Consider the following 26428-nt stretch of genomic DNA (forward strand, 5'->3'; position numbering starts at 1 on the left):
TATGTATGGAGATGGTAGGTAAATTCGTTATTTATATCATTATGGTGTGTGCCGTTGTCGGTGCTATTGCATCGATTAAAGACAGTGAACGAGGCTTGGGCAAACAATTCATGGAAGGTTTGCATACCGTTGGCCATATATTCATCCCGGCAGCTGGAATCATGGCCTCGATCCCTTATTTATCATGGTTCATCGATACAGTATGCGGCCCGGTCTTTGCTGCGATCGGTGCAGATCCCGCCCTTGCCGCAACAACGATTTTGGCAACGGATATGGGGGGCTACCAATTAGCGGCCGAGCTGCAGGAATCATATGAAGGCTGGATCATGGCGATGATTGTCGGCTTTATGTCTGGGGCAACGATTGTATTCTCGATTCCAATGGGGCTTGCGATGCTGGAGAAGCGTGATCATAAATACATGGCACTTGGTGTCATGTCAGGAATCCTGACGATTCCGATTGGCGCTTTTATCTCAAGTGTGCTGGTGGTGGCAACGAATTCGAAAATCCGCGAAGTGATTTCCACGAATGCGGATTCTACATACGAATTCGCGTTAAGCTATTTGAAAATTGCCCTGAATCTTTCCCCACTTCTTATTTTTGTGGTATTGCTCGCATTGGGTCTTTATTTTCTGCCGGATTTGATGATTAAAGGTTTCATGTGGTTTGGGAAAATATTGGATGCAGCAATTAAACTTGTACTCGTCTTTTCGATCGTGGAAATTTTCACCGGACTGTTTTCCAATGTATTTGGTGCTTGGGGGTTCCATCCGATCATGGCCGATAAGGCAGACCAATTTCGTGCCCTCGAAACGGCCGGCTATATCGGGATAATGCTGGCGGGTGCTTTTCCAATGATTTACCTGATTCAAAAATATGCAGGCAAGCCGCTTGAAGCGATGGGCGGCAAAATCGGGTTGAGCAAAGCGGGGAGTGCAGGGATATTAGCAACGGTAGCCAATATATTAGCGATGTTCAAACTGGTTAAAGATATGCCGCCGAAGGATAAGGTCATAAACATTTCCTTTGCTGTGTGTGCGGCCTTCCTATTAGGCGATCATTTATCGTTCACAGCCAACTTTCAGCCCTCCTTAATATTGCCGATCATTGTCGGTAAGCTATCTGCCGGAGCGATTGGAATCGGTCTTGCTTACTGGCTGTCCGTTCCGAAAGCTTTGGAATTGGAGGAAAAGGATCGTGCAGCAGGAGTTATCGGCGTAAATGAATATAAAACGAAAAACGAGGAAGAAAACAGCAATGAAATCCAAGTGGTGTAAAACTGGGGTGTGATTTTAATGAATGAACAGGTGGAACGAATCATCAGTGCAGGAATTGATATTGGCACCAGTACGACGAAACTTGTTATCAGCGAGCTTTCGCTTAGGAATGTGGCGGGTGGCGGGCAGGTGCCAAAAATCGAAATTACCGATAAGGAAATTCTGTATCGAAGTCCCATTTTCAGGACCCCGCTTTTATCCGAGACGGTAATTGATATACCTGCTGTACAAAGAATGGTGGAAAGTGAATACCATCAAGCCGGGATCACGATCGAAAACATACAAACAGGGGCTGTCATCATCACGGGGGAAACGGCAACCAAACAAAATGCAGAAGAAATGGTATACCGGTTATCTAAAGCGGCGGGGGAATTCCTTGTAGCGGCAGCCGGTCCGGATTTGGAGGGAATCATTGCCGCCAAGGGATCCGGCGCCTATCAACATTCCATTAAGACACGACAGACTGTGGCGAACATAGACATTGGCGGGGGAACGGCGAATATCGCCGTATACCGTTCTGGCATGCTTTGCGGAACTTGCACACTGCATATAGGAGGCCGCTTGGTGGAGTGGGAGGGAACGAAAGTGAAGGTTGCTCCTTCAATAGGGAAATGGCTGAAATCAAAGGGGTTCTCTCCTTTGAATGGTGATGGGGCAATCATCGCAAATGAAATGGCGAAGGTGCTTTCGAGGTTTTTGGCTGGTTCATTCACAAAAGAAGATGAACTTCTATTAGTGGGGAAGGAGCCATCTTGGACAGGACGAATCGATGTGTTGATGTTCTCGGGTGGTGTCAGTGATTGCATCTATCATGAAGAACGGGAAGACAAAACCTTCCAGGATATCGGCATGATGCTTGCCGCCTCCATTAAGGAAAATGAAGAATTGGCTGCATGGGAGTGGGAACAACCCGTTGAAACGGTTCGCGCTACTGTCCTTGGAGCAGGCGCACATACAACTGAAATCAGCGGAGCTACTATTGAAGTGAATGATTCCCATCTGCCCGTTCGTAATATCCCGGTCTATCGGGTCGATTTTCATGGCGTGCTTGATGATGTAACCGCAAGAATGGCACAAGCTGTTCAGGATGCGATCACGATATACGATCCCCTGCAGGAGGGCTTGAATTTTGCGTTTTATTTAACGAATTTACCTTATCAATCATTTCGGGACATTCAACAGCTCGCAGTCGCTTTTACCGAGGCTTTGATGCAAAAACCTAATCGGCAGCAGCCTCTGATCATTGTCATGGATCGTGATTATGGGAAGGCACTTGGTCAAACCATTCTAGTGAATCAACCGGATTTGCCGGTCATCTGCATTGATCAGACAGAAGTGGAACATGGTGATTATTTGGATATAGGAAGGCTGCTGCGGACAGGGGTCGTTCCGGTTGTAGTAAAAACGCTAACCTTTCACAGTTAGGAAAAGGAGGATTATACGATGAAATTATCCACTCAATACTTTGGGGGAATCCATCAATTCAAATCATTGAAAGAAGTCCTGGCAAAAGCGAATGAAGAAAAATCAGGAGATAGGCTTGCGGGAATTGCAGCGGATTCGGTTCAAGAACGGATTGCGGCAAAAGCGGTGCTTAGTGAATTGACCTTGGCGGACATTAGGAACAACCCCCTGCTCTCCCCGGAAGAGGATGAGGTGTCGCGGATCATAGATGGTCTCGTCAATGGAACCATCTATCAATCTGTGAAGAATTGGAGCGTTGCCGAGCTGCGTGAATATATTTTGAGTGACGAAACGACCGGTGAGGATTTAATGCGATTAAGCAGGGGATTGAATAGTGAAATGATTGCTGCGGCAGCCAAGTTAATGTCGAACCTCGACCTTATCCATGCAGCCAATAAAATCGAAGTGCTCACCAAGAATAATAGCACGATCGGATACAAAGGAACGCTTGCCTCGCGTCTTCAGCCTAACCACCCGACTGACAATGTGGAAGGCATGCTGGCTTCATTAAAAGAAGGCCTCTCCTATGGAATCGGGGATGCACTCATTGGAATCAACCCTGTCGATGATTCAGTCGAAAGCGTAAAGCGGCTGCTTCATGCGACACAGGATGTCATCCAGAAATGGAACATCCCGACCCAAAATTGTGTGCTTGCACATGTGACCACGCAAATTAAGGCCGTACAGCAGGGTGCGCCTGCTGATATGATCTTTCAAAGCATCGCCGGAACGGAAACGGCCAATCGTTCTTTTGGAATTAACGTTCAATTGCTCGAAGAAGCTAAAGAGGTCGTGAAGGCCTATGGGACCGGCACAGGCCCGCAGCATCTTTATTTTGAAACGGGGCAAGGCTCCGAGTTATCGGCTGAAGCGCATTTCGGAATCGATCAGGTGACGCTTGAAGCCAGGAACTATGGATTTGCCCGCTATTTTGATCCGTACATTGTCAATACGGTCGTCGGATTCATCGGACCTGAATATCTATATAACAGCAAGCAGGTCATCCGCGCCGGGCTAGAAGATCATTTCATGGGAAAAATGCATGGACTGCCGATGGGTGTGGATATTTGCTATACGAATCATATGAAGGCGGATCAAAATGATATCGAGGACTTGGGTGTACTTTTAACGGCCGCTGGGGTGAATTTCATCATCGCAACTCCGATGGGGGATGACTGCATGTTAAACTATCAGTCTTTGAGTTACCACGATATAGCGACTTTGAGGCAAACGATGGATAAGCGGCCTGCCCCGTTATATGAAGCTTGGCTGGAGAAGATGGGGATTATGGAGAATGGAAAATTAACGAAGCGTGCCGGTGATCCGACTATATTTAACCATTAGGAGTGGATGATATGGGAATGAATAAAAAGGAAGATTTGGATGCCTTGATAGCGAAAACCCCTGCGCGGATAGGGGTAGGCAGGTCAGGGACCCGGCCGAAAACGGATTCTTGGCTGAAATTCCGTTTTGACCATGCGGCGGCCGTCGATGCTGTATATGGTGAAGTCAGTGATATTCTTTTGAAACGCTTGGAGTTATTCAAGGTGAAAACGAAGGCCGATGATAAGGAAGTCTATTTACGGCGTCCGGATTATGGCAGGAGGCTTTCGGATGAAGCTAAGCGGGTGATAGAAGCCAAATGCATAAAGGCCCCAACGGTTCAAATCATCATTTCCGATGGCTTAAGTGCCAAGGCGATCGAAGAAAATGTGGAGGACGTCTATTTATCTTTCAAACAATCTTTGGTGGTGGCAGGTCTTGATACAGGTACACCTTTTTATATTGAAAAGGGCAGGGTTGCCGTGATGGATGATATCGGTGAAATCCTTGGACCTGAGGTCATTGTCCTGCTGATCGGTGAACGGCCTGGTCTAGTCAGTGCTGAATCATTGAGTGCTTATATTTGCTATAAACCACGTTTGGGCATGATTGAAGCAGAAAGGATGGTCATTTCCAACATCCATAAAGGAGGGATTCCCCCAGTTGAAGCTGGGGCACATCTTGGCACGGTCATTCAAAAGATCCTCAAATACCAAGCGAGCGGCATGTCCCTCGTGAAGAAAGAACATGAAGAAGAAAATCGTGAAAAACTCGGTTGAAAAAATAAAAATGGAGGAGCGAATCGCTCCTCTTTAGTTTGTCGGCAAAAAGGGGGTTCGGGATGGTCCCATTACGGACTATGATTAAGACTAGGTCGTTGATTTCCTCTCCAGGCACTCGCTTTCCGCGGGCGTTCCTGAACGGTCTCATCCCGTACCATGATTTTAATACAAGACCAGATTATCCTTAATGTTTTTTAAATAAAAAACTGCAGGCAAACTCGCTACATTCGAATTTGTCTACATTCTTGGGAGCAGGGTCGCTCCTTATTTACTTGTCCCTAAATTCCACAATCCAAACGGGTTATAGAAGGGATGGCCTTCTTCATATCTAAAGTCCTGAAGGCCCGTCAATATAAAGTCGGGTGCATCTTGTTGAATGCTAAAGGTTTCGCCATTCTTAAAGAGAGGCCGTTCACCTACATGGTAATAATTAAATGTGTTAAGCAGAGCAGCCGCCTCTTTCGGACTCATTGTGTTAAGTGTCACGGCATCCGGAAGACCAAAAGCTTTCATTCCGAATGAACAATAATAGTCTTCCTCTCCGATGATCGTGACAAAATGGGCATATACCGAGAGAATATCAGGGCTATGATGAAGATGCAGCCAAGCTTCCTTTGAATGGGCAATTCCAGACGTTTCTATCTTCACTGCCATTCCGCCTGCCCTTAGGATCGCTGCCCCGGCATCGATCAACTCGATAACAGTTCCGGTATCGGACACATCGGCTATTATATAAACGGTAAAGGTATGGTCATTGATTTCCTCTAATGCTCTCGCTGAAAAGGCGTCTTTACTGGCGTAAGAAAAGCTCTCTTTTAAAGTGGGTTCATAATCATGGATCTCCGCCTGAAAAGTAATGTTTTCATCACTGTTATGAAAAACATTCCCGGCTAACAGATACCCTTCGCTTTGGGAAGCGACCGTTTGAATCAATTCTGTCCGGTCCTTCCATTTACCGGGTATCCCGATGATGATTTGGTTGTCCTTCATGGATCATCTCTCCTTTCACATCACTTCATACTATACCACTGCTGATGTTTTCCATAGTAATTCATAAAAAATAGTGCCAAGCTCCGATAAATGCCAGTGAGGGATGTGCAGGACTTTTTCAAAATTATACAATTGATGTATAATATAATCTAGTAAACGTATAGCCTATCTTCATAGGAATTCCCCTGGTTGGTTTTCTCATAGGGCCGTATCTTAATAATCTATTCGTATATATCAATGATGAAAGAGAGTGGAATATAATGGGTCGTAAGTGGAATAACATTAAAGAAAAAAAAGCGTCAAAAGATGCTAATACTAGTCGGATTTATGCTAAGTTCGGACGGGAAATATATGTGGTGGCAAAACAAGGCGAACCAGATCCGGAATCCAATCAGGCATTAAGGGTCGTACTTGAGCGTGCGAAAACGTACAATGTCCCAAGAGCGATCATTGACCGTGCGATTGAAAAAGCCAAAGGCGGTTCTGAAGAAAACTATGACGAACTTCGTTATGAAGGATTCGGTCCAAATGGATCGATGGTCATCGTGGATGCATTGACAAACAACGTGAACCGGACGGCATCCGATGTACGTGCCGCATTTGGGAAAAATGGCGGGAATATGGGTGTCAGCGGATCTGTTGCTTATATGTTCGATGCAACGGCTGTCATCGGGATTGAAGGTAAAACGGCTGATGATGTTCTTGAACTGTTAATGGAAGCGGATGTTGATGTACGTGACATCATTGAAGAAGAAGAAAGTGTCATCGTTTATGCTGAACCTGAACAATTCCATGCTGTACAACAAGCATTCAAGGATGCAGGGATCAGCGATTTTACAGTGGCGGAGCTGACGATGCTTGCCCAAAATGACCTAACCCTTCCAGAAGACGCACAAGCACAATTCGAAAAGATGATTGATGCATTGGAAGATTTGGAAGATGTTCAACAAGTTTATCATAATGTAGATCTTGGTGAATGAAAAAACGAGCAGACCTTTGCTATATGATCAAAGGTCTGCTTATTTTATTTGAATGCAAAAGAGCCTGTTTACGGATCACAAAACAGGCTCTTTCCTTTGGATTATTCATTTATGGTGATTCCGGAAATTTCACGGTCTTTCTTTACCTTTTCCAATTCCGAAATGGTGACCAGTTGATAGCCTTGGTCATGCAGTTGTTTGATGATCTTTCCTGCAGCCTGGGCGCTAGTTTGATAGATATCATGCATTAAAATGATACTGCCATCTCTGGCTTTGCTCATCACTTTGTTTACGATTTTCTTTTCATTACGTTCTTTCCAATCTTCGGGATCGACATCCCAAAGTGTGACTTTCATATCCTCCATGTATTCACGCACATTATTGTTAATCGCTCCATATGGGGGACGGACGAGATTTGGCTCATCACCTGTAGCTTTTTCTACTGCGTCTTGGGTCTTTTCGATTTGACTTTTGATTTTGCTCTTGCTTAAGCGCGTCAGCTGCGGATGATCCCATGAATGGTTGCCAATCTCATTTCCTTGCTGCAGCATTTTTTGCAGAACTTCCGGATAGTGCTGTACGCGGCTTCCAAGCACGAAAAACGTCGCGTGTCCATCATACTTGTTCAGGTCTTCAAGTATGGACATGGTATGACTTGGATGCGGCCCGTCATCGAACGTCAAGGCAATGACCTTTTTTGAAGGGTCGATCCATTCATTTTGCACAGGCAGTTTGGCGACGATATGTTTCGGCTGCCATTCCTTTACACGATCCTCATTCAAATCTTGACTTTGATATGAATCTAGCAAACTATCTTTAAAAAGTTCCTTCTTGATGGCTATTGTATGGGTCTTGGTTGAATCATCAGTCTTGACGTAGAATACAAGCGTATTTTTCAAGACTGAAAAAGAATTGAAGTTGGCTGCCTTCAGTTTGTTTTCCTTTTTAATGAGACTGTTTGAAATGCCTTCTTCTTCCTTCTCCGTTAACTCTTCAAAAACGATATCGGATAAAACGGATAAATAATCAGTATCCGTGGCAAAGATGTCTTCTATAGAGAGCTTTTGCTGAGATGGAATATCATAAGTGAAGATCTGGGAACCAGACTGTTTCTTTCCTTCCACTTGCTCATATTTATCGAAGGAAATCGTAATCGTCTGTTTGCTGAAATGGAGGATCGTATAGGTGAGGTTAAGCTCGGAAGCTTTTCCGTCGGATGCTTTCCATTTCTTTTCATAATCCTTAATTTCTTTCTTTATGTAGGCTTCTAGCTGCTTGTCGATATTTTCCAAATGCAGAACGGGCCTGCTGGCTGAATATCCGCCTTTCGTATTATCTTTCACATACGTTTGAATATCAGCTTCTGGGTAATTTTTATCAGGTGTATAGGCCGAAACGGTTCTCTTCTTATCAAAAGCAAGGCTTTTGATGGCTAACCCCATCGTTCCCACAGCAGCTGTAAGACAAAATAGAAAAATAAAGACTTTTTTATAATTTAATTTCCTCATGATGCACTCCACCTCGATAATCATTCTACTATATAGACGCGCCAAAAGCCTTAAAAGTTTGTAAAAAATTTCATTTTTTTATATTTATATATTTCCTTGTTCATTTTCAAACTTTTATAGCTGCATCAACGTCTATTCTATGTACCTAGGATACGTAATTTAAATGTTAGGAGCTCTATCATGCAATGAAAAATCTAGATATGAATCAAGTAATCGCGGCCCGGATAACCGAACGGCAAGAAAATTTGTACAGACTTGCTTTTTACTATGTCAAAAATCAAGAGGATGCCCTTGATATCGTGCAGGAATCGATCAGGAAAGCTCTAGCCTCCAGCAGCAAAATCAAAGATGCTGCTTCTATAGATAGTTGGTTATATAAGATCATCGTCAGGACGGCACTGGATGTTTTGCGAAAGAAAAAGAAGCTGACCTTCGCCGATGACGAAACAATAGAATACTTACGCAGCGGTGAGGAAGATCACTATCCTGACCTGGATTTGCAAAAGGCCCTTGAAGGTCTTTCGGTCAAGTACAAAACGGTAGTCGTTCTCCGTTTCTTTGAGGATTTGAAGTTTGATGAGATAGCGGAAGTGTTGGAAGAGAACGTAAGCACGATAAAAACGAGATTATATAAAGCGCTGCAACTATTGCGGATCAACATGACTGAACGGGAGGAAACGAAAAGATGGAAAAAAAATTAAAAGATCTGCGGGAAGAATATCTTAAAACACCGATACCAAAGGAATTGAATGATGTCGTTCAAGCAGCCCTGAATGAAAAGCCCAGGAAGAAGCCAAGGGTTGGCAGGAATATCCTCGTGTCAGCAGCTGCGGCGCTTCTGATTGTGACAGCTTCCGTAAACATCAGTCCGGCAGCGGCGAAAGCCATGAGTGATATTCCGATAGTCGATAAGGTCATCAAAGTGATTACCTTCGTTGAATGGAAAGAAGAAGCGAATAATTCCTCCGCAGTAATCAAAACACCTGCCATATCCGGTCTGGAGAATAAACAGCTCGAAAATAGCTTGAATGATAAATATTTAGCGGAAAGCAAGCAGCTTTATAAAGAATTCACGGACTCCATGGCAAAACTGAAGGAAGGGGAAAAGGGCAATATCTCGGTAGAAAGCGGATATGTGATATTGACGGATAATGAAACGATATTATCGGTACAGCGTTATACGGATACGATTTCTGCTTCCAGTTCCACGGAAAGTCAATTCGATACAGTCGACAAGAAAAACGAAGTGCTATTAACGTTAAATAGTTTATTTAAAGATGATCGTTATCTTCAGGTGATCAGCGAGAACATCAAGGAACAGATGAAGCGGCAGATGGTAGAAGATCCGGAAAAGATATACTGGGTCGAAGATGATGACCTTACTGCATTTAAAGGTATCGATGAAAACCAAAACTTTTATATAAACGAAGATGGCAAGCTAGTCATCGCCTTTAACAGCTATGAAGCGGCGCCGGGATATATGGGGCCCGTCGAGTTCATCATCCCGACAAAGGTGCTGTCAGATCTTCTTGTGGGCGATCAATATATCCATTAAAACGACCTTATTGGTAATTCTTATGACGGGCGGGTGGTTTTTAAAACGGCACAATACAAAAAGACGAATCAACGTTACTTGATTACAGTAACCTTGGCTCGTCTCTTTTTTGTTCGAATTTCATCTGATCCAGTTCAAGCCTCATTTTTTCCGTCTCCATCAGATAGTTTTCATGTTTAAGCTTTTCAAGTTCCAATTCAACTAGTAGCATATTGTGTTTGTTTTTTGACTGTTTTTCGAAATGGGTTGTCAGTATGGCGATTATTGGGATGGAAAAAATCATCACGACGGTTATGATCTAGAGCATTATGTACCACCTCATTTTTTTATATCCATTATACGGTGTATATAATGGTTGAAGTTGTTTTTTTCAAAATGATTCTCTCTATTTTTCCGATTATCATTATATTTGCATGGCAACCAAAGTGATATGAAACGTAATACCATTGGTGAAGTTAGGGTAATATATCATTGGTGGCCGCTTCCTATTAGACTATATGGAGTGTTTTTTACTATGAAATCCGAATTTTTGCTTATATGGTGGAAACCCAATATTAATTATTTTGAAATTAATTATTTAAATATACTAAATATTTATTTACAATAGAGAAAATAAAAGTTATTATACAATAATAAAAGGAGGGCTAGGTATGGCAACGATAAATAAACAGAAAATTGTGGATAGTGTACCTCAAAAAGGTTTTTTCGGAAACCCTAAAGGATTATTCACCCTTTTCTTTACTGAGTTCTGGGAGCGTTTCTCTTATTATGGCATGAAGGCCATTCTTGTTTACTATATGTATTATGAAGTTTCTAAAGGGGGACTAGGTCTTGATGAACCCACAGCCCTTGCCCTTGTATCCATTTACGGATCTTTAGTATATATGTCAGGTATAATTGGCGGATGGCTCGCCGATAGGATTTTCGGGACTTCAAAAGCGGTATTTTACGGCGGTATCTTGATCATGCTCGGGCATATTGTCCTTGCTGTACCAGGCAGTCTCTCCATGTTCTTTGTTTCCATGGTACTCATTGTTCTGGGAACTGGTTTATTAAAACCGAATGTTTCAAGCATTGTCGGTGAAATTTACGCGGAAAATGACGAACGCCGGGATTCCGGTTTCAGCATATTCTATATGGGTATCAACATGGGTGCATTCCTTTCACCGTTTGTTGTCGGTACAGTCGGAATGGACTACAGCTTCCATCTTGGTTTTGGACTTGCGGCAATTGGTATGTTAATTGGACTCATCGTCTTTGTTACAACAAAGAAAAAGAATCTGGGCCTCGCTGGAACTCTTCCTGCTAACCCATTATCACAGAATGAAAAGAAAAAAGTATTCACTAAATTGGGGATAGCCGCACTGATCATAGCTGCCATCATTGGCGTCACAGCTTCTGCAGGCATCTTAACGATTGAAACCTTTATTAATCTAGTAGGTATCCTAGGAATCGTTATTCCGACCCTTTATTTCATTTTCATGTATCGCAGTCCTAAAACAACTTCTGTTGAACGTTCACGCTTGATTGCCTATATTCCTTTGTTCATAGCGGCTGTCATGTTCTGGGCGATTCAAGAGCAAGGTGCAACAATATTGGCAAGCTATGCAGACAAACGGACACAGTTGAATTTTGCTGGTATCGAAATAAACCCGGCATGGTTCCAATCATTAAATCCTTTGTTCATCATTACCCTTGCACCAGTATTCGCATGGTTATGGATTAAACTAGGAAAGCGTCAGCCGACCATTCCTCAAAAATTCTCAATCGGTTTGCTGTTCGCCGGTTTATCATTCCTGGTGATCCTGCTTCCTGTTTATTTCGGTGGATCCGACGCATTAGTCAATCCGCTTTGGCTTGTACTTAGCTATTTCCTTGTAGTGCTTGGAGAACTTTGTTTATCTCCTGTTGGACTTTCAGCAACTACAAAATTGGCTCCGGCCGCATTCTCGGCACAAACGATGAGCCTGTGGTTCCTGGCAAGTGCAGCAGCACAAGCACTGAACGCACAAATCGTCAGATTCTACACACCTCAAACCGAAATGGCTTATTTTGGAGTGATCGGTGTTGCTTCAATGGTCCTTGGACTGGTCCTGATGGTCTTATCACCAAAGATTCAAGGTTACATGAAAGGCATTCGCTAACACTTAGCCAGCATTAAAAGAAAGATGACCTTAGATTTAACGGGGTCATCTTTTTTGTTTCGTGCCCTTGCAACTTCTTGAATGGGTGCTTGACAATTTTTATTTTAACTTCTTTTTAATATGATCCACAGTGAACACTGACAAAAAACAAAATGATCTTGGGAATGGGCCCGATATCTGTGCAATCCTTAAGGGGATGTAATTGCGTTAATGGTCAGTAAGACCAGTTATGTCTTTTCAAATCATGAGAGTATTGTTTCAACTGGTATTGCCAGCACTGTCTGAATGAAGAATAGGTGAATTTTTCGATTCCTAGTGGTCAAAGGCATTTTTCAGCAAATCAGAAACGAGCGGATAAACAGGCCGAGAATCGATATTAAAGGTTATGATTTCCCGATTTAACGGTTCAAGATGGCAGATAATTCTAGTTTCGCCCCGGGGATGTAATTCCATGACGTCTGTTACCCATTTTTCATCATCGTATATTTAGTCAAAAAAACTGCACCCCAATTGTTAGATGTTGTCCAACAATTGGGGTGCAGTTCAATGGAGTAGTTATTTTCATTAGTTAAGTTCAGCCTTTTCCAGCTTGAAATCCTGGATATTTGGTCATTCCGCCATCAGCATATAAGGTCATTCCCGTTACGTAGCTTGATTCGGCGGAAGCTAGCCAAGCGGCACAAGCGGCAATTTGCTCCGGTTTTCCGATGTATCCCATCGGTATCAGGTCGATGACTTCTTGTTTAGCTTTTGGGTCATTGAATTTTTCAGCATTGATGGGTGTATCGATTGCACCAGGTGAAATATTATTAATGCGAATCCCTTTAGGAGCATATTCAAGTGCAAGGGTTTCTGTCATCATTTTCACTCCGCCCTTACTTGCTGCATAGTGAACAAAATGAGGCCAAGGTATCCGGTCATGAACGGAAGACATGTTAATGATATTACCCTTAATACCATGATCGAGCATATAACTGATTGCTTCCCTGCTTGCCAGGAACATCCCGGTTAGATTTACATCGATGACTTTCTGCCAATCATCAAGAGTCAATTTTTCGCTGGGCACTTCATTTTCAATACCAGCATTATTGATCATGATGTCGATTGTACCAAAGGTGTCCACAGCGAATGAAAGCAATTTCTTCACATCCGCCTCCTTTGAAACGTCACCTTGAATGGCTGCGGCCTTCCCGCCTGCATCTTCAATCGTTTTGATGATTTCCTTATGGCTGCCATTTTCAGTGTGATAATTTAATACGACATGTGCTTTTTCTTTACCGAATCTTTCGGCCATGGCTTTTCCTAACCCTTTTGCCGCCCCGGTGATCACAACCACTTTTTTCTCTAAATCTTCATACATCATTTATCGCTCCTTTGCCTATTCTTTTGTAAAGCCGATCATGATTCCGCCAGCAATTACGAGTACACACCCGATGATGACGAAGGCCATTTGCTTTTTGGATTTTTTCTCGCCTAAAAGAAAGATTCCGCCTAAAGTGGAAATGACGATCCCCATTTGGGAAAGTGAGAATGCGATGGCAACGCCCACTTTTGGATTAGCGAGCAGGAGGCCGATATTACCGACTGCCCACATCATTCCTGTTAGAATATTTCTTACGGCATATTTATTAAACGGTTTATGTTTGATGGAAAGGAGCAGGGCAGCTAGGAACATGCCAATAGCTTGCGGCAGGATCGCCGACCATCCGTCAACTTCATTCCATCTGACAACAATGACATATGTAACATAACCCACCGTTGAAATGGCTAGATAAAAAATCCCTTTTTTCATGCTTCCTGCTTTTTTGTTATCACCATCGCCGTAGCTCGTCAGCAAGACACCTGTAATCAAACAGATTATTGCAACAATGCCGATGATGATTGTAATCTTGTCATTCCATTCCCTGAAAATGATAACCGCAAAAAATGTATTTCCGAGAATTTGCAGTCCTGTTGAGATGGGAACGGTTTTCGATACTCCGATTTCCTTGACGCTATTGAATTGAAATAATTGCCCGAATGCCCAGCCTATCCCGGAAATGATGCCGACAACCCATACTAGACTGCTCCATTCCGGCGGATTGATGAAAGACATCATGATGGCGAACAGTAATGAACCGATTGTAATGCCAAGCGTTTGATTATAAGAGTTGCCTCCGAGTTTTTCGGAAACAAGCACTAAGCTGCCCCATGTCAATGCAGGGAGTAGCGCAAAGAAAAAACCTTCCACAAAATTTCATCTCCTAAACTAAAAAACAATGTTTTATTGAATATAAAATAGTTAGTTAGTAAGCTATTGAATGTATTTAGAGTTTTCCCTTTACACGGGAAAGAAAACATGGTTTTAATTTACCATTTTGTCATTTTATTTTGCAGGGTGGAAACAATGAAATAATAAGGGGTTTATGGTACTTTTAATTTAAAAATAGTTAGGAGAAATAGTATGACGACACTGAATGAATGGTTTGAAAAGGGGATTCCTGCTAAAGAATTTGTATCTTCGATGAAAGTTCATAAAGAAAACTTACAATCGATTCAGGAGGGTTTTTCCATTTCCGCAGAGGACCAAGGTTTTTTTGATGAATTAAAGACGAAGGAACTTCGAGCAATTGTCATTACTGAAGACTGGTGCGGAGACGCAATGATGAACATTCCGATACTGCTGAATATAGCTGATGCTGCAAATATTGAAACACGCATGGTTTTACGAGATCAAAATCTTGAACTGATGGATCAATACTTAACGAATGGAGCAGCGCGTTCGATTCCCATTTTTATATTCATTGATAAGAATGGTGAAGAAAAAGCGGTTTGGGGACCTCGTGCACCAAAAGTACAAGAATACGTAATGGAGTTAAGGTCTGACCTGCCGGCCAAGGATGATGAACGTTTCGAGGCAGCGCAAAAAGCAGTCATTAAAAAGATAACTGCGGCTTTTGCTGAAGATAAGCACCTGTGGGACGAAGTATACAGCAGTATCAAGGAAGCATTGGGGAACTGCTGACAGGATTATATCCCTTTTTGACCTGTCAAAAAACGGGTGGTAAGCCCATTCTGTATTTTTTTCCTTAATGAAGGGCTGTTTCAAAACGGAGACTGGAACCATTTTGGTTGGTGAATCTATAGTATTCACGGTTCTTGAGTCCAGGGTTTGAGAACAGCCTTTTCATTTACTTATGATTCAGGAATAATTGTAACGCCGATTGTTCGAATAGGAGAGTCTTGTTTAGAACTTTGATTCGTTGCTTTGTAGTACTTTAACATTAAATCGTTCAATTCATTTTGGAAGTTAATAAAGCTTTCATCATCAAGCTTTAGTTCTAAAAGGGAAAAGGTTGAACCATCTTCCGAGCAGTCTCTTTCTTCTAATTTGGTAAGATAGTTTTGATATTGAGTCATAAGGGATAATTGATAATAAGAAAAATAGTTCACCTTTTTCTCATTAGAAGATTTTTTCCATTCTTCCCCGCTAAGTCGCGCTTCTTCTTCATTTAAAACATAGTATTTTTCGGAAACGGATCTCACTTTTTTCTCTTTTACAATGCGGATGACCCCTGAATCAAATAGAACCTGTATATGTCTATATAATGTTGCTTGGGGTACATCTTTAATGATTTTTAACATTTCTAATGGTGTTAAACCATTTTCCCTGTTTCTCATTAAAGCTTGGGTAATCTTCATTCTTACAGGATGCATTAAAATTTCGGCTTTATTAATCATCTTATTCTCCTCACATTGGAAATTAAATAATTTCAATTGTAAATAATTAATGTCGTCATGCATTAAAGCTTAATAAATAGGACTATATTTTTAATATTATTTAATCTGATAATATTATCATTATAAATAACAATAAAACCTCAAACAATATTTTATCAAGAAAAAAATAGGTGAAAAATCCCAATTTAAATGTTATCATTATCGATAATGATAACATTATTTCGTTTTCAAAGGAGTGGTATATATGGAGTTTCATTATGGATGGAACGAATTGAAAGATATTGATTTCATGCCTATTCTGCCGATTATTTTACCGGTAATTGCTATTGGATTGATTTTAGTCCTTATAGCATTAATTGATTTATACAGAAATCGAAAGACGAGGAAAAATGTTTTATTGTGGACACTCATCATTATTTTTGCGAATACTATCGGTCCCATTCTGTACTTCGTTATTGGTAGAAAGGACAGTGACAAAATATGAAATTAGAGATTAAAAATGTTACAAAAAAATTCAAAGAAAAAACAGCGGTCAATAATTTTTCAATGGAACTGCAATCTGGGGAATGTGTTGGATTGATAGGGCCAAATGGGGCTGGTAAATCGACACTAATAAAAGTGATTGCAGATATTATAGATTCAAGTATGGGAGAGGTGTTGCTTGATGGTAAGAAAATTTCAAAAATGAAAAGGGAAATTGGCTACTTACCACAATACCCTAACTTCTTTCAATGGATGACTGCCAAAGAAACCCTTACTTTCATGGGGCAGCTCTCGGGTATCAAGAGGGAAGAATTAATAAGGGGCATTCCAGAGATATTGTCGAAAGTAGGGTTGAGCGGGGAAGAGAATTCAAAGGTGCGGACTTTTTCAGGCGGAATGAAACAAAGGCTTGGAATTGCACAGGCGCTGTTACATAAACCAGCATTGATTGTAATGGATGAACCGGTATCGGCATTAGACCCAATCGGCCGGAGAGAAGTATTGAATATCATAAAAGAGATAAAGAAAGATACGACAATTTTATTATCAACGCATATATTAAGCGATGCAGAAGAAATATGTGAGAGGTTTGTCATTATAAAGAGCGGTGAAAAAATAGAGGACACAACAATGTCGGAATTATTAAACAGAAATAGCGGAAATAAAATCAATGTCGACATAACCTCTAAAAGTCAAAAATGGATTGAAACCGTTAAAAGCTTGAACTTTGTCAAAGGTGTAGAGGTAATAGGAAATAAATTAAAGATAGAAGTGGAAAATATTGAGTCAAACAAGAATATGCTGCTGGCGAATGCTCTGGAGCATGATGTTGATCTTGTCAGGTTCGAAATAGATAACGATACATTGGAAGAGATATTCTTAAAATTGGTGGTGGAAAAATGAATAATTTTGCCGTTTTAGCTAAAAAGGAATTTGTTCAAATGGTACGTGAATTTAAAGTGATTTGGCTGCCGCTTGTATTTATATTTTTAGGAATAACTCAACCAGTCGTAAGCTATTATTTACCTTCAATTTTGGAAGCACTGGGCGGGGGCCAAGGGATCACCATAGATCCAAGCATGGCTGCCCAAAAAGGCGGCGAAGTTCTTGCCAGTACCTTGGGGTCTCAATTCGATCAGCTAGGGGTCATGATCATCATCGTTTCCATGATGGGAGTCGTACAATCCGATAAAGCAAATGGTATGCTGGCTTTCATTCTTACAAGGCCCGTGACGGTTGGATCTTATATAAGCGGGAAAATCATTTCCAATTATCTGTTTGTTGCCTGCAGTGTAGCATTGGGATATTTGGTTTCATATCTATATGTAGTTTTTTTGTTTACGAATGTTGATTTTACGGATTTAATAGTGGCTTTGCTGTTCTATCTGTTGTGGATCCTATTTATCGTTTCATTCACGACGATGATCAGCACCATTTTTAATAGTCAGGGTATTATTGCATTAATTTCGATAGTATTCCTCCTCGGATGTAGAATCATAGTTGGGTTAAGTCCGGTTATAAACAATGTGAATCCAGCAAGCATGAGTAAACATGCCATGGAGGTCCTGATTTTAGGCACAGTCAATTCACAGGCGATTTGGGGTGCATTAGCGGCACTTGCGTTGACGGCAGTAACGATATTGGTAACGAACATATGGATTTCAAAAAAGAAATTCAATAACGAATAAGTTGGGGATGAAGGAAAAATATTTCGACGAAATATATAGTTATATCTCCGAAAATAAAAAAATATAGACGAAAATCTACAGTTATATCGACTAAGCCCTCTTCAAAAGCACTCTCGAAATGTCATTCATTGGTGTGATTGATGCTTTAAGCACTTTAACGCCAGGTTAGAAACCCTTGCTCAATAAGTAATACCCCATTACATTGCCGGATTAGCATGACACCCGATTTTTATCTGAAATGAAAAAGGACTGATTTTTTTACCAGTCCTTTTTCAATATGGAATGGAAATTGAAATGCCGTTCCGTGTTTTAGAGTCTACAAACATCGATGTAGATCGATTAAATGAGAAACATCGCGACTATTGTAGTGACTGCCAAACCAATGGTTACCGGCAGCAGATTCCGGCGGGCAAGTTCAAAGGGACTGACGTTACATATGGCAGCTGCTGGTATCAGTGCCCATGGAATCAGGGTACCTCCGCCAACCCAAATCGCGGTTATTTGCCCGAGTGCGGTCAAGGTGGCGGTTCCGCTTCCGATTGCCGTGCCAAAAAGTTTGGCGACAGATCCCGCTAAAGAAATACCTGAGAAGCCCGATCCATCCAAGCCAGTGATGGCACCGATGCCCGTTAATGTGACGGCGGCTATTTCTTTCGTTAAAGGAACGGAGGCCGCTAAGGCGGCACCGAGGTCATTGACGATGCCGAGGGAAGTTTTTGGTAAGTAGTCACCGATGATCTGATTGAATCCAGAATCACCTAAATAGAAGAATGCGGCGATCGGAATGACGGGTCCGAATACTTTGAAGCCAAATTGAAAACCCTGAATCAAATAGGCCGTTGATTTTTCAAGTCCTTGCTGTTTATGTGCGACAAGGGATAAAATCAGCAAAATGAAAACGGCTGTACCGCCAACCAACGCCGTGGCATCTCCGCCTTGCAACTTTAAAATCGACAATGCCACAACATCCAACAGAAAGGCGATCGGAATGAAAACGGCAAAAAACTTCTTTTGTGGCAGTGTAAGCAGATCTTCACTCATTGTTTGATCATGGACGATTCCCTCATTATCCTCCGCCTTGATTCTTCCAAGCTTCATATCCCGCTTTAAAAGGATAAAGGCTGAGAGTGTGGTGACGACCCCCATTGTAATGACAAGGGGGATGCTTGCAGCGATGACATCACCGACTGGTATGGAAGCCGCATCACCCGTTAGTTTAGGTGCAGCCTGAATGATGAAATCCCCTGATAATGCTATTCCATGACCAAAAAGGTTCATCGCCATCGCCACGCCGAGGGCAGGTAAACCAGCTCGTAAAGCAACAGGGAGCAGGACTGCCCCAAGTAAGGCAACGGCAGGTGATGGCCAAAAAAACCAGGATATCATCATCATGACGATACCAATTACCCAAAAGGCAAGTGTAGGATTCTTAATGAATTTCGCAAACGGTGCAATCATGACATCATTAATGCCGGACCTCGTTAAAACCGTGCTCATGGCAACGATGATTGAAATGATTAAAATCGTGGACATTAATTCCGTGATTGCGAAAATGAAGCTGTTGAATATCCCGCTTATGGAGGATGCCAAACTGCCTGTAGCCACTAAAGCCAAAAGGAAAATTCCAACTATGCAAATGAGGGTAGTATCACTACGTTTTACCATAAACCCGATTATCAATGCAATAAATATAACATAAATCCAATGGAGTGCCGTTAATTCCATCTCCATGATCCGTCCCCCTCATAAATATGCCTAGTTACAGATTATGAGGGAGGTATGGGGTGGTGAGTTGTTTCATAAATTTTAAAGGCTTATCTGATTTTGACTTATGATGTAAATATTGAGTTTAAGATGATTTAATTAGATTGATTTTAAAGTTGTCAGTTATCAACACGAGAGCATGATGGATGGCAAAGATAATCCCAGGTACAGAAACGAGAACTGATAAAAAAATGCTGAAAAACTAGCTCCAGCTCTAGAATTGTTGAATTAATAATAGGAAAGTAGAAAATGGGGACCATTATTGCGATATCCCAAAGTGATATCCTCCATTGTTAAAAGCCCATCTCTTAATTGAGAGGAGCTTTTAGTTTTCTAATTTACATTTTTGTATTGTTGTTTTTCGATACAAAACAAAATATTGCTATGAATAATAGGATGGCTGGAAAAGTAAAAAAGCTTCCATTATATTTAATGGAGTGATCAACTTTTAAACCATACAAATAAATAAACAGTATAAAAGAAACAGATGATGCTATAGTACCAGTTAATTTTTTCATAAGAATACTCCCTTTGTACCAATTTTTATTTAAGAAAGTGTATATTTGAATTATACAGAATATTCTAGAAAAAGGGGAGGGTGTTAAAAATGAGAATTAATAACCGAAAGTTTTACTTCCAACTTTTTAGTATTTTGAGTCTGTTTATTTTATTGATTAGTTCTGTGGAATTTATCAAAGGTTTCAGCAGAATCTGAAGAAGAGTCTAATGTTGAATTAGAAGGAGCGAATGTAGAATTAACATTGGACACTCCATACAACATAACAAAAGATGATGGGACATTAGTTTTTTTTGATACAGAGGAAGATTACAGTGCATATTTAAATAATATGAATCAAAATATCGTTTCTAGGTGCGCAACATGTAATAAAACTACAACAACAACAATTACTACTAATACAACAAGAGAAAAATGGGTAAACTACCACCCTTTAACAAATGCTTGGGTTAAAGCAAGTTGTTATACTATTTCTGGTTCTTATAGTTATGGTGGGTTTAATGTGGGTGTTAGCCTATCACATAAATTTCCTCAAACATGGCGCAAGCTGTTTCCTTATCAATTGCTTAGATACGGACTTATCAGAACCTTTAAATCCGTCCGTTTAATTTTCTCTTTCTCCGGGATAAGAGGTCTCATGTCCCCTTCTATACACATCAAATACTTTCCTGTGCCACTTCACCATAATATCCCCCATCGGCTGTAGTTGTAAGTGGATTACTTTCTGCTGTTAGTCTTCTATTTAAAAGCTACTTAAAGCAACATGGCTCCTAGCTGAACGTATGAAAGAGCCGTACTAGTTTTAATGCAGTGGCAAAAGGTAGATTTTACCACTATCTATAAAAACAGCAAAATCTAAATCAAGGTGGAAGTAGGGATAAAATGAAATCCAGGGTTACATATGATGAAGAGGTAGAGTTAGCATATTTATATACTTTACCCTCATCAGTAAAGTATAAGATAGCGTCTACTATTGAATTAGAAGTAAATGAATATTTAGAGTTAGATATTGTTGAAGATGGTAGAATAGTAGGGATAGAGTTTTTTGGCCCAATAACATCAAAGTTGTCTAAAATAGCTGGAAGCAGGAAAATTTATAAGAAAAATGGAGAGAAATTTTCATTCCGCTTAACTGAAAAGGATATTAAAATTAAGTTTAGCTTAAAGGAATTGACTTTTGTTTTGCGGACAAAGATTATCAAGAATTTGTGGGTATTGATGTAGTTGATATAAAGAAGTACAATGAGGAATCTTTGAAATTCATTACAGAATAATTCTAAAAGACAATAAATATTGAAGCTTAATTCTGATAGAAAAAGTCCTTTTCTTAATTGAGAGGGGCTATTTTCATTTTTTAAGGTAAATCAAATTATAGGCAAACCCATGGGAAAATTTAAGGCTTATCTTCTTTATTTTCAACAATACTTCAAGTATTCTTAACTTGAATAGCAACTACTGTAAATGAGGGATAAGCCGTGAAGCAAATATATAGTGATGTCATACAATTTCGGGGTACACATTATGAGTTTGGATACATGCAAGGAGAGGAATTAAAAGATTCACTAACAGTAAATAATCGTGAAGATCAGTGGAAGATCAGGCAGCCTCGGTTTACGGTTGAAGAAGAAGAGGTCAATAAAGCAATTACACAATTCGCCCCTGGCGTTTGGGAAGAATTACTGGGGTTGCAAGAAGCGCTGAAATGGCCAATTGACCGCGTGCTGCAAGAGTTCGGTGGATACCGATTGGATTATGTTCGGTCAGGCTGCTCCATCTTGACAGGAGATGATTATCTCATTCGCAATTATGATTACCACCCAAAGACCTATGAAGGACGCTATGTCTTATTCCAGCCAACCGATCAAGGGTATTCAAGCATCGGCCCGAGTCAGCGAGGGACTGGCCGAATGGATGGAATGAATGAAAAAGGTTTGGTGATAGGCTATAATTTCATGAATCGCAAGAACCCTGGTGATGGTTTCATTTGCTGCATGATTGGCAGACTGATTGTTGAATCTTGTGCGAACGTTCAGGAAGCGGTAGCGATGTTGAAGGAAATCCCGCATCGTCATTCCTTCACTTACGTCGTCTATGATAAAAGCGGAAGTACCTATATCGTTGAAACCTCTCCGAGAAATGTAGAGGTGCGCAGGTCAAATGCCTGTACCAATCACTTTGAAATCATGAAAAATGAAAATCGTAACCATCTTATCGATTCGAAACGCCGATTGGAAATCATTCAAGATCATGAAGGGAGACTTTCATCTGCCTACGATGCTTATAGGTTGTTTAATGATACCAATCAAGGAGTCTTCTCGGATTTATATAGCAGCTGGGCGGGAACGATTCATACATCCGCTTATTTACCTAAGGAGATGAAGGCTTGGATTGCCTTGGGAGGGAACCAGGAGCCGACTTCAATAGATTTTGCGAAATGGCTCGAAGGGGAAGATGTTGAGTTAGAACGAATCAACGGTGTAATTGATACGGATATTCCATTCGTGCATATGGATGAGGGAGCGAATTGGTTTCGGAATTGAACGTCTTTAAGTAATTATGTACCTTACGTTGTTATCAGGCCCAATCCTTGGATTGGGCTTTTGTTGTTCTATTTTTAGGCAAACCTGGTATTATTTATTAGTGGATCTGCCAGTAATATAATATGATAGAGTAACAGATTTTGGATGGTGGACAAGAGGCTGGAAGTCTGTTTTTGTCATACTTGTACAATGAATAAGGGGATGAGCGAATGTTTTCTACAGCTATTGGTTGGTTTCGGTTCATTACAATAATTGAGGGAATCTCATATGTTTTATTGCTTGCCATTGGTATGCCCATTAAGTACATATTGGATATTGGGGAAGCAACACTCATTTTAGGCAGCATCCATGGTTTCTTATTTGTCGTATTTGGGCTTTTATTACTTTATGTGAGCATCATATCAAAATGGTCCTTTTTAAAAATGGCGATGATTTTCATCGTTTCATTCATCCCATTTGGTAATTTTGTAATCGATCGCAGGCTACTGAAGCAAAGTTAAATACTTTTACTTTTAAAAAATCCATAAAAAAACGTCTTCCTATTTAAATGGAAGGCGTTTTTTTTATGGATTTAAGCTTGCTGTAAGGTTGGCACAAAGATGCTGTAAGAATGAGCATGTAAAGTATAAGTATCAACAATACTGAAGAGGTGAAACAAATGGAACCATTATTAAAAGTGGAAAATATAAAAAAAACATATGGTAAATCAAGCGCTGCCTACACAGCGTTGGAAAATATATCTTTTGACATTCATGAAGGGGAGTTTGTGGGGATCATGGGACCTTCTGGAGCGGGGAAATCGACATTGCTCAATATGTTAGCAACCATCGATTCGCCGACTGAAGGGAAAATTTTCATGAATGATACGAGCATTCACGATATGAAAGGGGCTGACTTAACGGATTTCAGACGTGATAATCTTGGTTTCATCTTCCAGGATTACAATTTGCTAGACTCATTGACTGTAAAGGAAAATATATTATTACCACTGGCGATTGCGAAAATTCCAGCGAAAGAAATTACTAACTTGGTGAATCGTATTGCTAAAGTATTTGGGATTGAAGGTTTATTAGCTAAATATCCATATCAAATCTCCGGTGGGCAAAAGCAAAGAACAGCTGCAGCCAGAGCGCTTGTGACAGAGCCTGCATTGATCCTGGCTGATGAGCCAACAGGTGCACTTGATTCAAAATCAGCAACAGGTCTGCTGGAAAGCTTAAGTGAACTAAATGAAAAAAATAATTCAACCATCATGTTGGTGACACATGATGCATATGCCGCAAGCTTCTGCCGGCGGATCATTTTCATCAAGGATGGTACGCTTTCAACAGAAATTTATCGTCGTGGCCAATCACGTAAAGCTTTCTTCCAAGAAATTATGGATGTCCTTGCAGCAATTGGAGGTGAGGTAGATGACGTTATTTAGTCTGGCGAGAAAAAATATTGTCCGAAATCTCTCCCAATATTTTTTATATATCGCATCCATGGTATTTAGCATTATCATCTACTTCACATTTGTGACATTAAAATATAGCGACACAGTTGCAGAACAAACGGCTTCATCACAGAAATTAGATTCATTGATGAGTGGTGCGGCAGTCATCCTGATTTTCTTCGTTGCCATTTTTATTGCCTATTCCAATTCATTCTTTATGAAAAAGCGTAAAAAAGAAGTGGCATTATATGCATTGCTTGGCGTACGTAATCGTCAAATTGGTTTTATGCTCTTCTTTGAAAACCTATTGCTAGGTTTGGTTTCATTAGTTGTGGGGATTTTACTTGGATTCCTTTGTTCAAAAGGGTTCATGACGATTTTGATCTATTTAATGGGCTATGATGTCATAGCACCATTTACATTTTCGGGATCTGCAGCTTTGAACACCTCTATCGTATTTCTTATTATTTTCTTGGTGACATCATTCCAGGGCTATCGTTTGATTTATCAATTTAAACTAATTGATCTCTTCCATGCATCGAAAAAGGGGGAAGCAGCTCCGAAGCCATCGATGATTGTAGCCTTTCTGGGAATTTTCCTGATTGTCATGGGTTATTGGTTGGCGATGCAAGATCTTTTTACTTCTAAAGTGTGGGAAAAAGTCGGCTTTTTGATGACGGCACTCATTATTTTGACAACTGTTATTGCCGGTACCTTTTTATTGTTTCATAGCGTGACAGGCTTTGTGTTAGCCGTGATTAAGAAAAATGAAAAATGGCTATGGAAAGGCCTGCATCTGATGACGATCTCGCAACTGCTATATCGCATTCGGGGGAATGCACGAACATTGACCGTAATTGCGGTGTTAAGTGCTACAACGGTAACGGCTGGAGGTGCGGTTTATGGTCTTTATTACAACGCCAATGACCAAGTCATGACCGTTGATCCTAATACCTTCATGTATCAGCAAACGGATGCAAAAAGCGATCATCAAGTCAGCGCCGTATTGCCAGATACAAAGTATGATGAAAATGTCGAAGCACTATCCCTCACATTCAATACGAAAGAATTGAACAAGGGATCGGCATTCGATAGCTCGGATAAAAGGATTTACACGATAATCGATGATAGAACATATAACAAATTAGCAGAAGTACAAGGCAAGGAAGCACTGCATGTGAATAATGGCAAAGCAGTCATTTTAGATATTGGATATGACAAAAGATTCTCACCCGAATACAAGAACAAGACCATCAGGACAGAAAACAACACGGCAATCACATTCCAAAGCTTTAAAACACAAACAGTTTTAAATGCCAAAACAGCAGGCATAGCAGTGGTCGTATCGAATGATCAATTTAAATCATTGCAAAAAGAAGGGGAAGCCCTAAACTATCGCGTCATCGGTGTTGATCAAGCTTCCACGGATTTATCGGGGGAAATTGCAAAACTAGTGCCTGAAGAAGCGCTATTTTCCAGTGCCCCTCAAGATTTCCAAACAAGCATCGAAGGTGTAGGCTCATTGCTCTTTATCGGAAGTTTTCTTGGTCTGGTGTTTTTAGCGGCAACAGGCAGTATCATTTACTTTAAAGTACTGACGGAAGCAGAGGAAGATAAATCACAATACAATATGCTTCATAAAATGGGCGTTAACGCAAAAGAAATGCGGAAATCCATTGCATCACAAGTGCTTGTAATCTTTTTCGTTCCACTGGCAGTGGGGCTATTGCACAGTGCGGTTGCTTTAAAAGCCTTCTCGGGCTTATTGATGATGGACCTGGCAAAACCTGTGTTGATCTGGATGATCGCTTATACGATTATTTACGGTCTGTATTATATCTTAGCGGTAGCTTCCTACAATCGGATTATCACACAAAATAATAAAACAGAAGGATGATCGAGATGAAGAAATTTATTATGGTGGTCGGCACTTTGTTTATACTGGGAGCGGCAGGAGTCTTCGCGCTTACTAAAATGGACTTTAACCGCATGAATGCCGACAATTATTATTTGCAAATTACAGAGGATGGTGTACAACATGAAACCAAACTTGATGATGGTTCAGTGATGACTTACTATTCTTATAAACTGGACGCCAAAAATGCAGATGGTGAAACGATACCACTTGAATTCACGGCACAAAAAAATCTTCGAAAAGATGCTTACTTAAAGATGTACGTGAAAAATGGTGATGAGGTTTCGTCATATGATGAAGTGAAATTTGAGGATATTCCAAAAAAGGCACAAACAAAATAAAT

At 40.7% G+C, this 26428-nt stretch carries 23 protein-coding genes and 1 pseudogene; 18 read left to right on the top strand and 6 right to left on the bottom strand.

The genetic code is table 11. From position 1 onward, the window contains the following. Positions 1-5 precede the first annotated feature (5 nt). From eutH to eutC, 4 genes and pseudogenes are all read left to right on the top strand, one after another. Positions 6-1277: an ethanolamine utilization protein EutH gene (eutH, locus tag J7E52_RS13875; protein WP_214747361.1), complete on the top strand. Its 1272-nt coding sequence runs from the start codon at positions 6-8 to the stop codon at positions 1275-1277. A gap of 18 nt (positions 1278-1295) precedes the next feature. Further along, complete coding sequence (locus J7E52_RS13880; protein ID WP_214747363.1) at positions 1296-2702, top strand: ethanolamine ammonia-lyase reactivating factor EutA; 1407 nt, start codon at positions 1296-1298, stop codon at positions 2700-2702. Positions 2703-2720: 18 nt separating this feature from the next. Further along, a complete protein-coding gene (locus J7E52_RS13885) occupies positions 2721-4085 on the top strand; it encodes an ethanolamine ammonia-lyase subunit EutB (RefSeq protein WP_214747365.1) in 1365 nt (454 codons plus the stop codon). Positions 4086-4117: 32 nt separating this feature from the next. Then, positions 4118-4843 (top strand): annotated as a pseudogene (gene eutC / locus J7E52_RS13890) (ethanolamine ammonia-lyase subunit EutC); the annotation flags it as partial. A 267-nt stretch (positions 4844-5110) separates the two neighbouring features. Here eutC and J7E52_RS13895 read toward each other — a convergent pair. Beyond that, positions 5111-5836: a DUF4261 domain-containing protein gene (locus J7E52_RS13895; RefSeq protein ID WP_214747371.1), complete on the bottom strand. Its 726-nt coding sequence runs from the start codon at positions 5834-5836 to the stop codon at positions 5111-5113. Between the two features lie 260 nt (positions 5837-6096). Here J7E52_RS13895 and J7E52_RS13900 point away from each other — a divergent pair, with 260 nt between their 5' ends. Beyond that, positions 6097-6816: a YebC/PmpR family DNA-binding transcriptional regulator gene (locus tag J7E52_RS13900; protein WP_053536610.1), complete on the top strand. Its 720-nt coding sequence runs from the start codon at positions 6097-6099 to the stop codon at positions 6814-6816. A gap of 101 nt (positions 6817-6917) precedes the next feature. Here the strand turns inward: J7E52_RS13900 and J7E52_RS13905 are convergent, their stop codons facing one another. Further along, positions 6918-8324: a polysaccharide deacetylase family protein gene (locus tag J7E52_RS13905; protein WP_214747374.1), complete on the bottom strand. Its 1407-nt coding sequence runs from the start codon at positions 8322-8324 to the stop codon at positions 6918-6920. Between the two features lie 185 nt (positions 8325-8509). On the opposite strand from J7E52_RS13905, the gene J7E52_RS13910 reads away from it, so the two are divergent. From J7E52_RS13910 to J7E52_RS13920, 3 genes are all read left to right on the top strand, one after another. After that, positions 8510-9025: an RNA polymerase sigma factor SigV gene (locus J7E52_RS13910; RefSeq protein ID WP_214747378.1), complete on the top strand. Its 516-nt coding sequence runs from the start codon at positions 8510-8512 to the stop codon at positions 9023-9025. Continuing rightward, positions 9010-9879, top strand: coding sequence for an anti-sigma-V factor RsiV (gene rsiV / locus J7E52_RS13915; RefSeq protein WP_214747381.1), 870 nt, complete (start codon positions 9010-9012; stop codon positions 9877-9879). The genes J7E52_RS13910 and rsiV overlap by 16 nt, the downstream gene beginning before the upstream one ends. Positions 9880-10529: 650 nt before the next feature. Continuing rightward, on the top strand, positions 10530-12023 hold the full coding sequence (locus J7E52_RS13920) for a peptide MFS transporter (RefSeq protein ID WP_214747384.1): 1494 nt from the start codon (positions 10530-10532) through the stop codon (positions 12021-12023). A gap of 574 nt (positions 12024-12597) precedes the next feature. Here J7E52_RS13920 and J7E52_RS13925 read toward each other — a convergent pair. After that, positions 12598-13383, bottom strand: coding sequence for a glucose-1-dehydrogenase (locus tag J7E52_RS13925; RefSeq protein WP_214747596.1), 786 nt, complete (start codon positions 13381-13383; stop codon positions 12598-12600). 18 nt (positions 13384-13401) lie between these two features. After that, a complete protein-coding gene (locus tag J7E52_RS13930) occupies positions 13402-14253 on the bottom strand; it encodes a GRP family sugar transporter (RefSeq protein WP_214747387.1) in 852 nt (283 codons plus the stop codon). A 213-nt stretch (positions 14254-14466) separates the two neighbouring features. On the opposite strand from J7E52_RS13930, the gene J7E52_RS13935 reads away from it, so the two are divergent. Then, a complete protein-coding gene (locus J7E52_RS13935; protein ID WP_214747389.1) occupies positions 14467-15027 on the top strand; it encodes a thioredoxin family protein in 561 nt (186 codons plus the stop codon). A 170-nt stretch (positions 15028-15197) separates the two neighbouring features. Here the strand turns inward: J7E52_RS13935 and J7E52_RS13940 are convergent, their stop codons facing one another. Beyond that, positions 15198-15743 carry a helix-turn-helix domain-containing protein gene (locus J7E52_RS13940; RefSeq protein WP_214747392.1) on the bottom strand — a complete coding sequence of 182 codons (546 nt, stop codon included), beginning with the start codon at positions 15741-15743 and terminating at the stop codon, positions 15198-15200. 244 nt (positions 15744-15987) lie between these two features. On the opposite strand from J7E52_RS13940, the gene J7E52_RS13945 reads away from it, so the two are divergent. The 3 genes from J7E52_RS13945 to J7E52_RS13955 are packed head-to-tail and all read left to right on the top strand — an operon-like array spanning position 15988 to position 17914. Next, the gene (locus tag J7E52_RS13945) at positions 15988-16227 is read left to right on the top strand and encodes a PLDc N-terminal domain-containing protein (protein ID WP_214747395.1); all 240 of its coding nucleotides are present in this window, start codon (positions 15988-15990) and stop codon (positions 16225-16227) included. Beyond that, complete coding sequence (locus J7E52_RS13950; RefSeq protein WP_214747397.1) at positions 16224-17129, top strand: ABC transporter ATP-binding protein; 906 nt, start codon at positions 16224-16226, stop codon at positions 17127-17129. Before J7E52_RS13945 ends, J7E52_RS13950 begins: the two co-directional genes overlap by 4 nt. Continuing rightward, complete coding sequence (locus J7E52_RS13955; protein WP_214747400.1) at positions 17126-17914, top strand: ABC transporter permease; 789 nt, start codon at positions 17126-17128, stop codon at positions 17912-17914. The genes J7E52_RS13950 and J7E52_RS13955 overlap by 4 nt, the downstream gene beginning before the upstream one ends. Positions 17915-18253: 339 nt before the next feature. Here the strand turns inward: J7E52_RS13955 and J7E52_RS13960 are convergent, their stop codons facing one another. Further along, a complete protein-coding gene (locus J7E52_RS13960) occupies positions 18254-19645 on the bottom strand; it encodes a hypothetical protein (RefSeq protein WP_214747403.1) in 1392 nt (463 codons plus the stop codon). Positions 19646-21077: 1432 nt separating this feature from the next. On the opposite strand from J7E52_RS13960, the gene J7E52_RS13965 reads away from it, so the two are divergent. The 6 genes from J7E52_RS13965 (at position 21078) to J7E52_RS13990 (ending at position 26426) form a co-directional block, all read left to right on the top strand. Then, positions 21078-21419, top strand: coding sequence for a DUF2283 domain-containing protein (locus tag J7E52_RS13965; RefSeq protein ID WP_214747406.1), 342 nt, complete (start codon positions 21078-21080; stop codon positions 21417-21419). Between the two features lie 251 nt (positions 21420-21670). Then, positions 21671-22735 (top strand): C45 family autoproteolytic acyltransferase/hydrolase, encoded by a 1065-nt coding sequence (locus J7E52_RS13970; protein ID WP_214747409.1) that lies wholly within the window; start codon positions 21671-21673, stop codon positions 22733-22735. A 209-nt stretch (positions 22736-22944) separates the two neighbouring features. Continuing rightward, positions 22945-23235: a DUF3817 domain-containing protein gene (locus tag J7E52_RS13975; RefSeq protein ID WP_034305497.1), complete on the top strand. Its 291-nt coding sequence runs from the start codon at positions 22945-22947 to the stop codon at positions 23233-23235. A 158-nt stretch (positions 23236-23393) separates the two neighbouring features. Beyond that, positions 23394-24161, top strand: coding sequence for an ABC transporter ATP-binding protein (locus tag J7E52_RS13980; protein ID WP_214747412.1), 768 nt, complete (start codon positions 23394-23396; stop codon positions 24159-24161). Next, a complete protein-coding gene (locus J7E52_RS13985; protein WP_214747415.1) occupies positions 24148-26067 on the top strand; it encodes an ABC transporter permease in 1920 nt (639 codons plus the stop codon). Before J7E52_RS13980 ends, J7E52_RS13985 begins: the two co-directional genes overlap by 14 nt. A gap of 5 nt (positions 26068-26072) precedes the next feature. Continuing rightward, positions 26073-26426 (top strand): YxeA family protein, encoded by a 354-nt coding sequence (locus J7E52_RS13990; protein ID WP_214747417.1) that lies wholly within the window; start codon positions 26073-26075, stop codon positions 26424-26426. Positions 26427-26428 lie beyond the last annotated feature (2 nt).

The organism is Bacillus sp. ISL-34 (assembly GCF_018613325.1).
Classification (GTDB): domain Bacteria; phylum Bacillota; class Bacilli; order Bacillales; family DSM-1321; genus Peribacillus.

Excerpts from the sequence above, each read along its gene's own strand:
- J7E52_RS13975 (WP_034305497.1), top strand. The coding sequence starts at position 22,945 with ATGTTTTCTACAGCTATTGGTTGGTTTCGGTTCATTACAATAATTGAG.
- J7E52_RS13960 (WP_214747403.1), bottom strand. The coding sequence starts at position 19,645 with ATGGAGATGGAATTAACGGCACTCCATTGGATTTATGTTATATTTATT.
- J7E52_RS13990 (WP_214747417.1), top strand. The coding sequence starts at position 26,073 with ATGAAGAAATTTATTATGGTGGTCGGCACTTTGTTTATACTGGGAGCG.
- J7E52_RS13965 (WP_214747406.1), top strand. The coding sequence starts at position 21,078 with ATGAAATCCAGGGTTACATATGATGAAGAGGTAGAGTTAGCATATTTA.
- J7E52_RS13935 (WP_214747389.1), top strand. The coding sequence starts at position 14,467 with ATGACGACACTGAATGAATGGTTTGAAAAGGGGATTCCTGCTAAAGAA.
- J7E52_RS13950 (WP_214747397.1), top strand. The coding sequence starts at position 16,224 with ATGAAATTAGAGATTAAAAATGTTACAAAAAAATTCAAAGAAAAAACA.
- J7E52_RS13900 (WP_053536610.1), top strand. The coding sequence starts at position 6,097 with ATGGGTCGTAAGTGGAATAACATTAAAGAAAAAAAAGCGTCAAAAGAT.
- J7E52_RS13985 (WP_214747415.1), top strand. The coding sequence starts at position 24,148 with ATGACGTTATTTAGTCTGGCGAGAAAAAATATTGTCCGAAATCTCTCC.
- J7E52_RS13945 (WP_214747395.1), top strand. The coding sequence starts at position 15,988 with ATGGAGTTTCATTATGGATGGAACGAATTGAAAGATATTGATTTCATG.
- J7E52_RS13940 (WP_214747392.1), bottom strand. The coding sequence starts at position 15,743 with ATGATTAATAAAGCCGAAATTTTAATGCATCCTGTAAGAATGAAGATT.
- J7E52_RS13955 (WP_214747400.1), top strand. The coding sequence starts at position 17,126 with ATGAATAATTTTGCCGTTTTAGCTAAAAAGGAATTTGTTCAAATGGTA.
- J7E52_RS13880 (WP_214747363.1), top strand. The coding sequence starts at position 1,296 with ATGAATGAACAGGTGGAACGAATCATCAGTGCAGGAATTGATATTGGC.
- J7E52_RS13920 (WP_214747384.1), top strand. The coding sequence starts at position 10,530 with ATGGCAACGATAAATAAACAGAAAATTGTGGATAGTGTACCTCAAAAA.
- J7E52_RS13885 (WP_214747365.1), top strand. The coding sequence starts at position 2,721 with ATGAAATTATCCACTCAATACTTTGGGGGAATCCATCAATTCAAATCA.
- J7E52_RS13905 (WP_214747374.1), bottom strand. The coding sequence starts at position 8,324 with ATGAGGAAATTAAATTATAAAAAAGTCTTTATTTTTCTATTTTGTCTT.
- J7E52_RS13895 (WP_214747371.1), bottom strand. The coding sequence starts at position 5,836 with ATGAAGGACAACCAAATCATCATCGGGATACCCGGTAAATGGAAGGAC.
- eutH (WP_214747361.1), top strand. The coding sequence starts at position 6 with ATGGAGATGGTAGGTAAATTCGTTATTTATATCATTATGGTGTGTGCC.
- J7E52_RS13910 (WP_214747378.1), top strand. The coding sequence starts at position 8,510 with ATGAAAAATCTAGATATGAATCAAGTAATCGCGGCCCGGATAACCGAA.
- rsiV (WP_214747381.1), top strand. The coding sequence starts at position 9,010 with ATGGAAAAAAAATTAAAAGATCTGCGGGAAGAATATCTTAAAACACCG.
- J7E52_RS13980 (WP_214747412.1), top strand. The coding sequence starts at position 23,394 with ATGGAACCATTATTAAAAGTGGAAAATATAAAAAAAACATATGGTAAA.
- J7E52_RS13925 (WP_214747596.1), bottom strand. The coding sequence starts at position 13,383 with ATGTATGAAGATTTAGAGAAAAAAGTGGTTGTGATCACCGGGGCGGCA.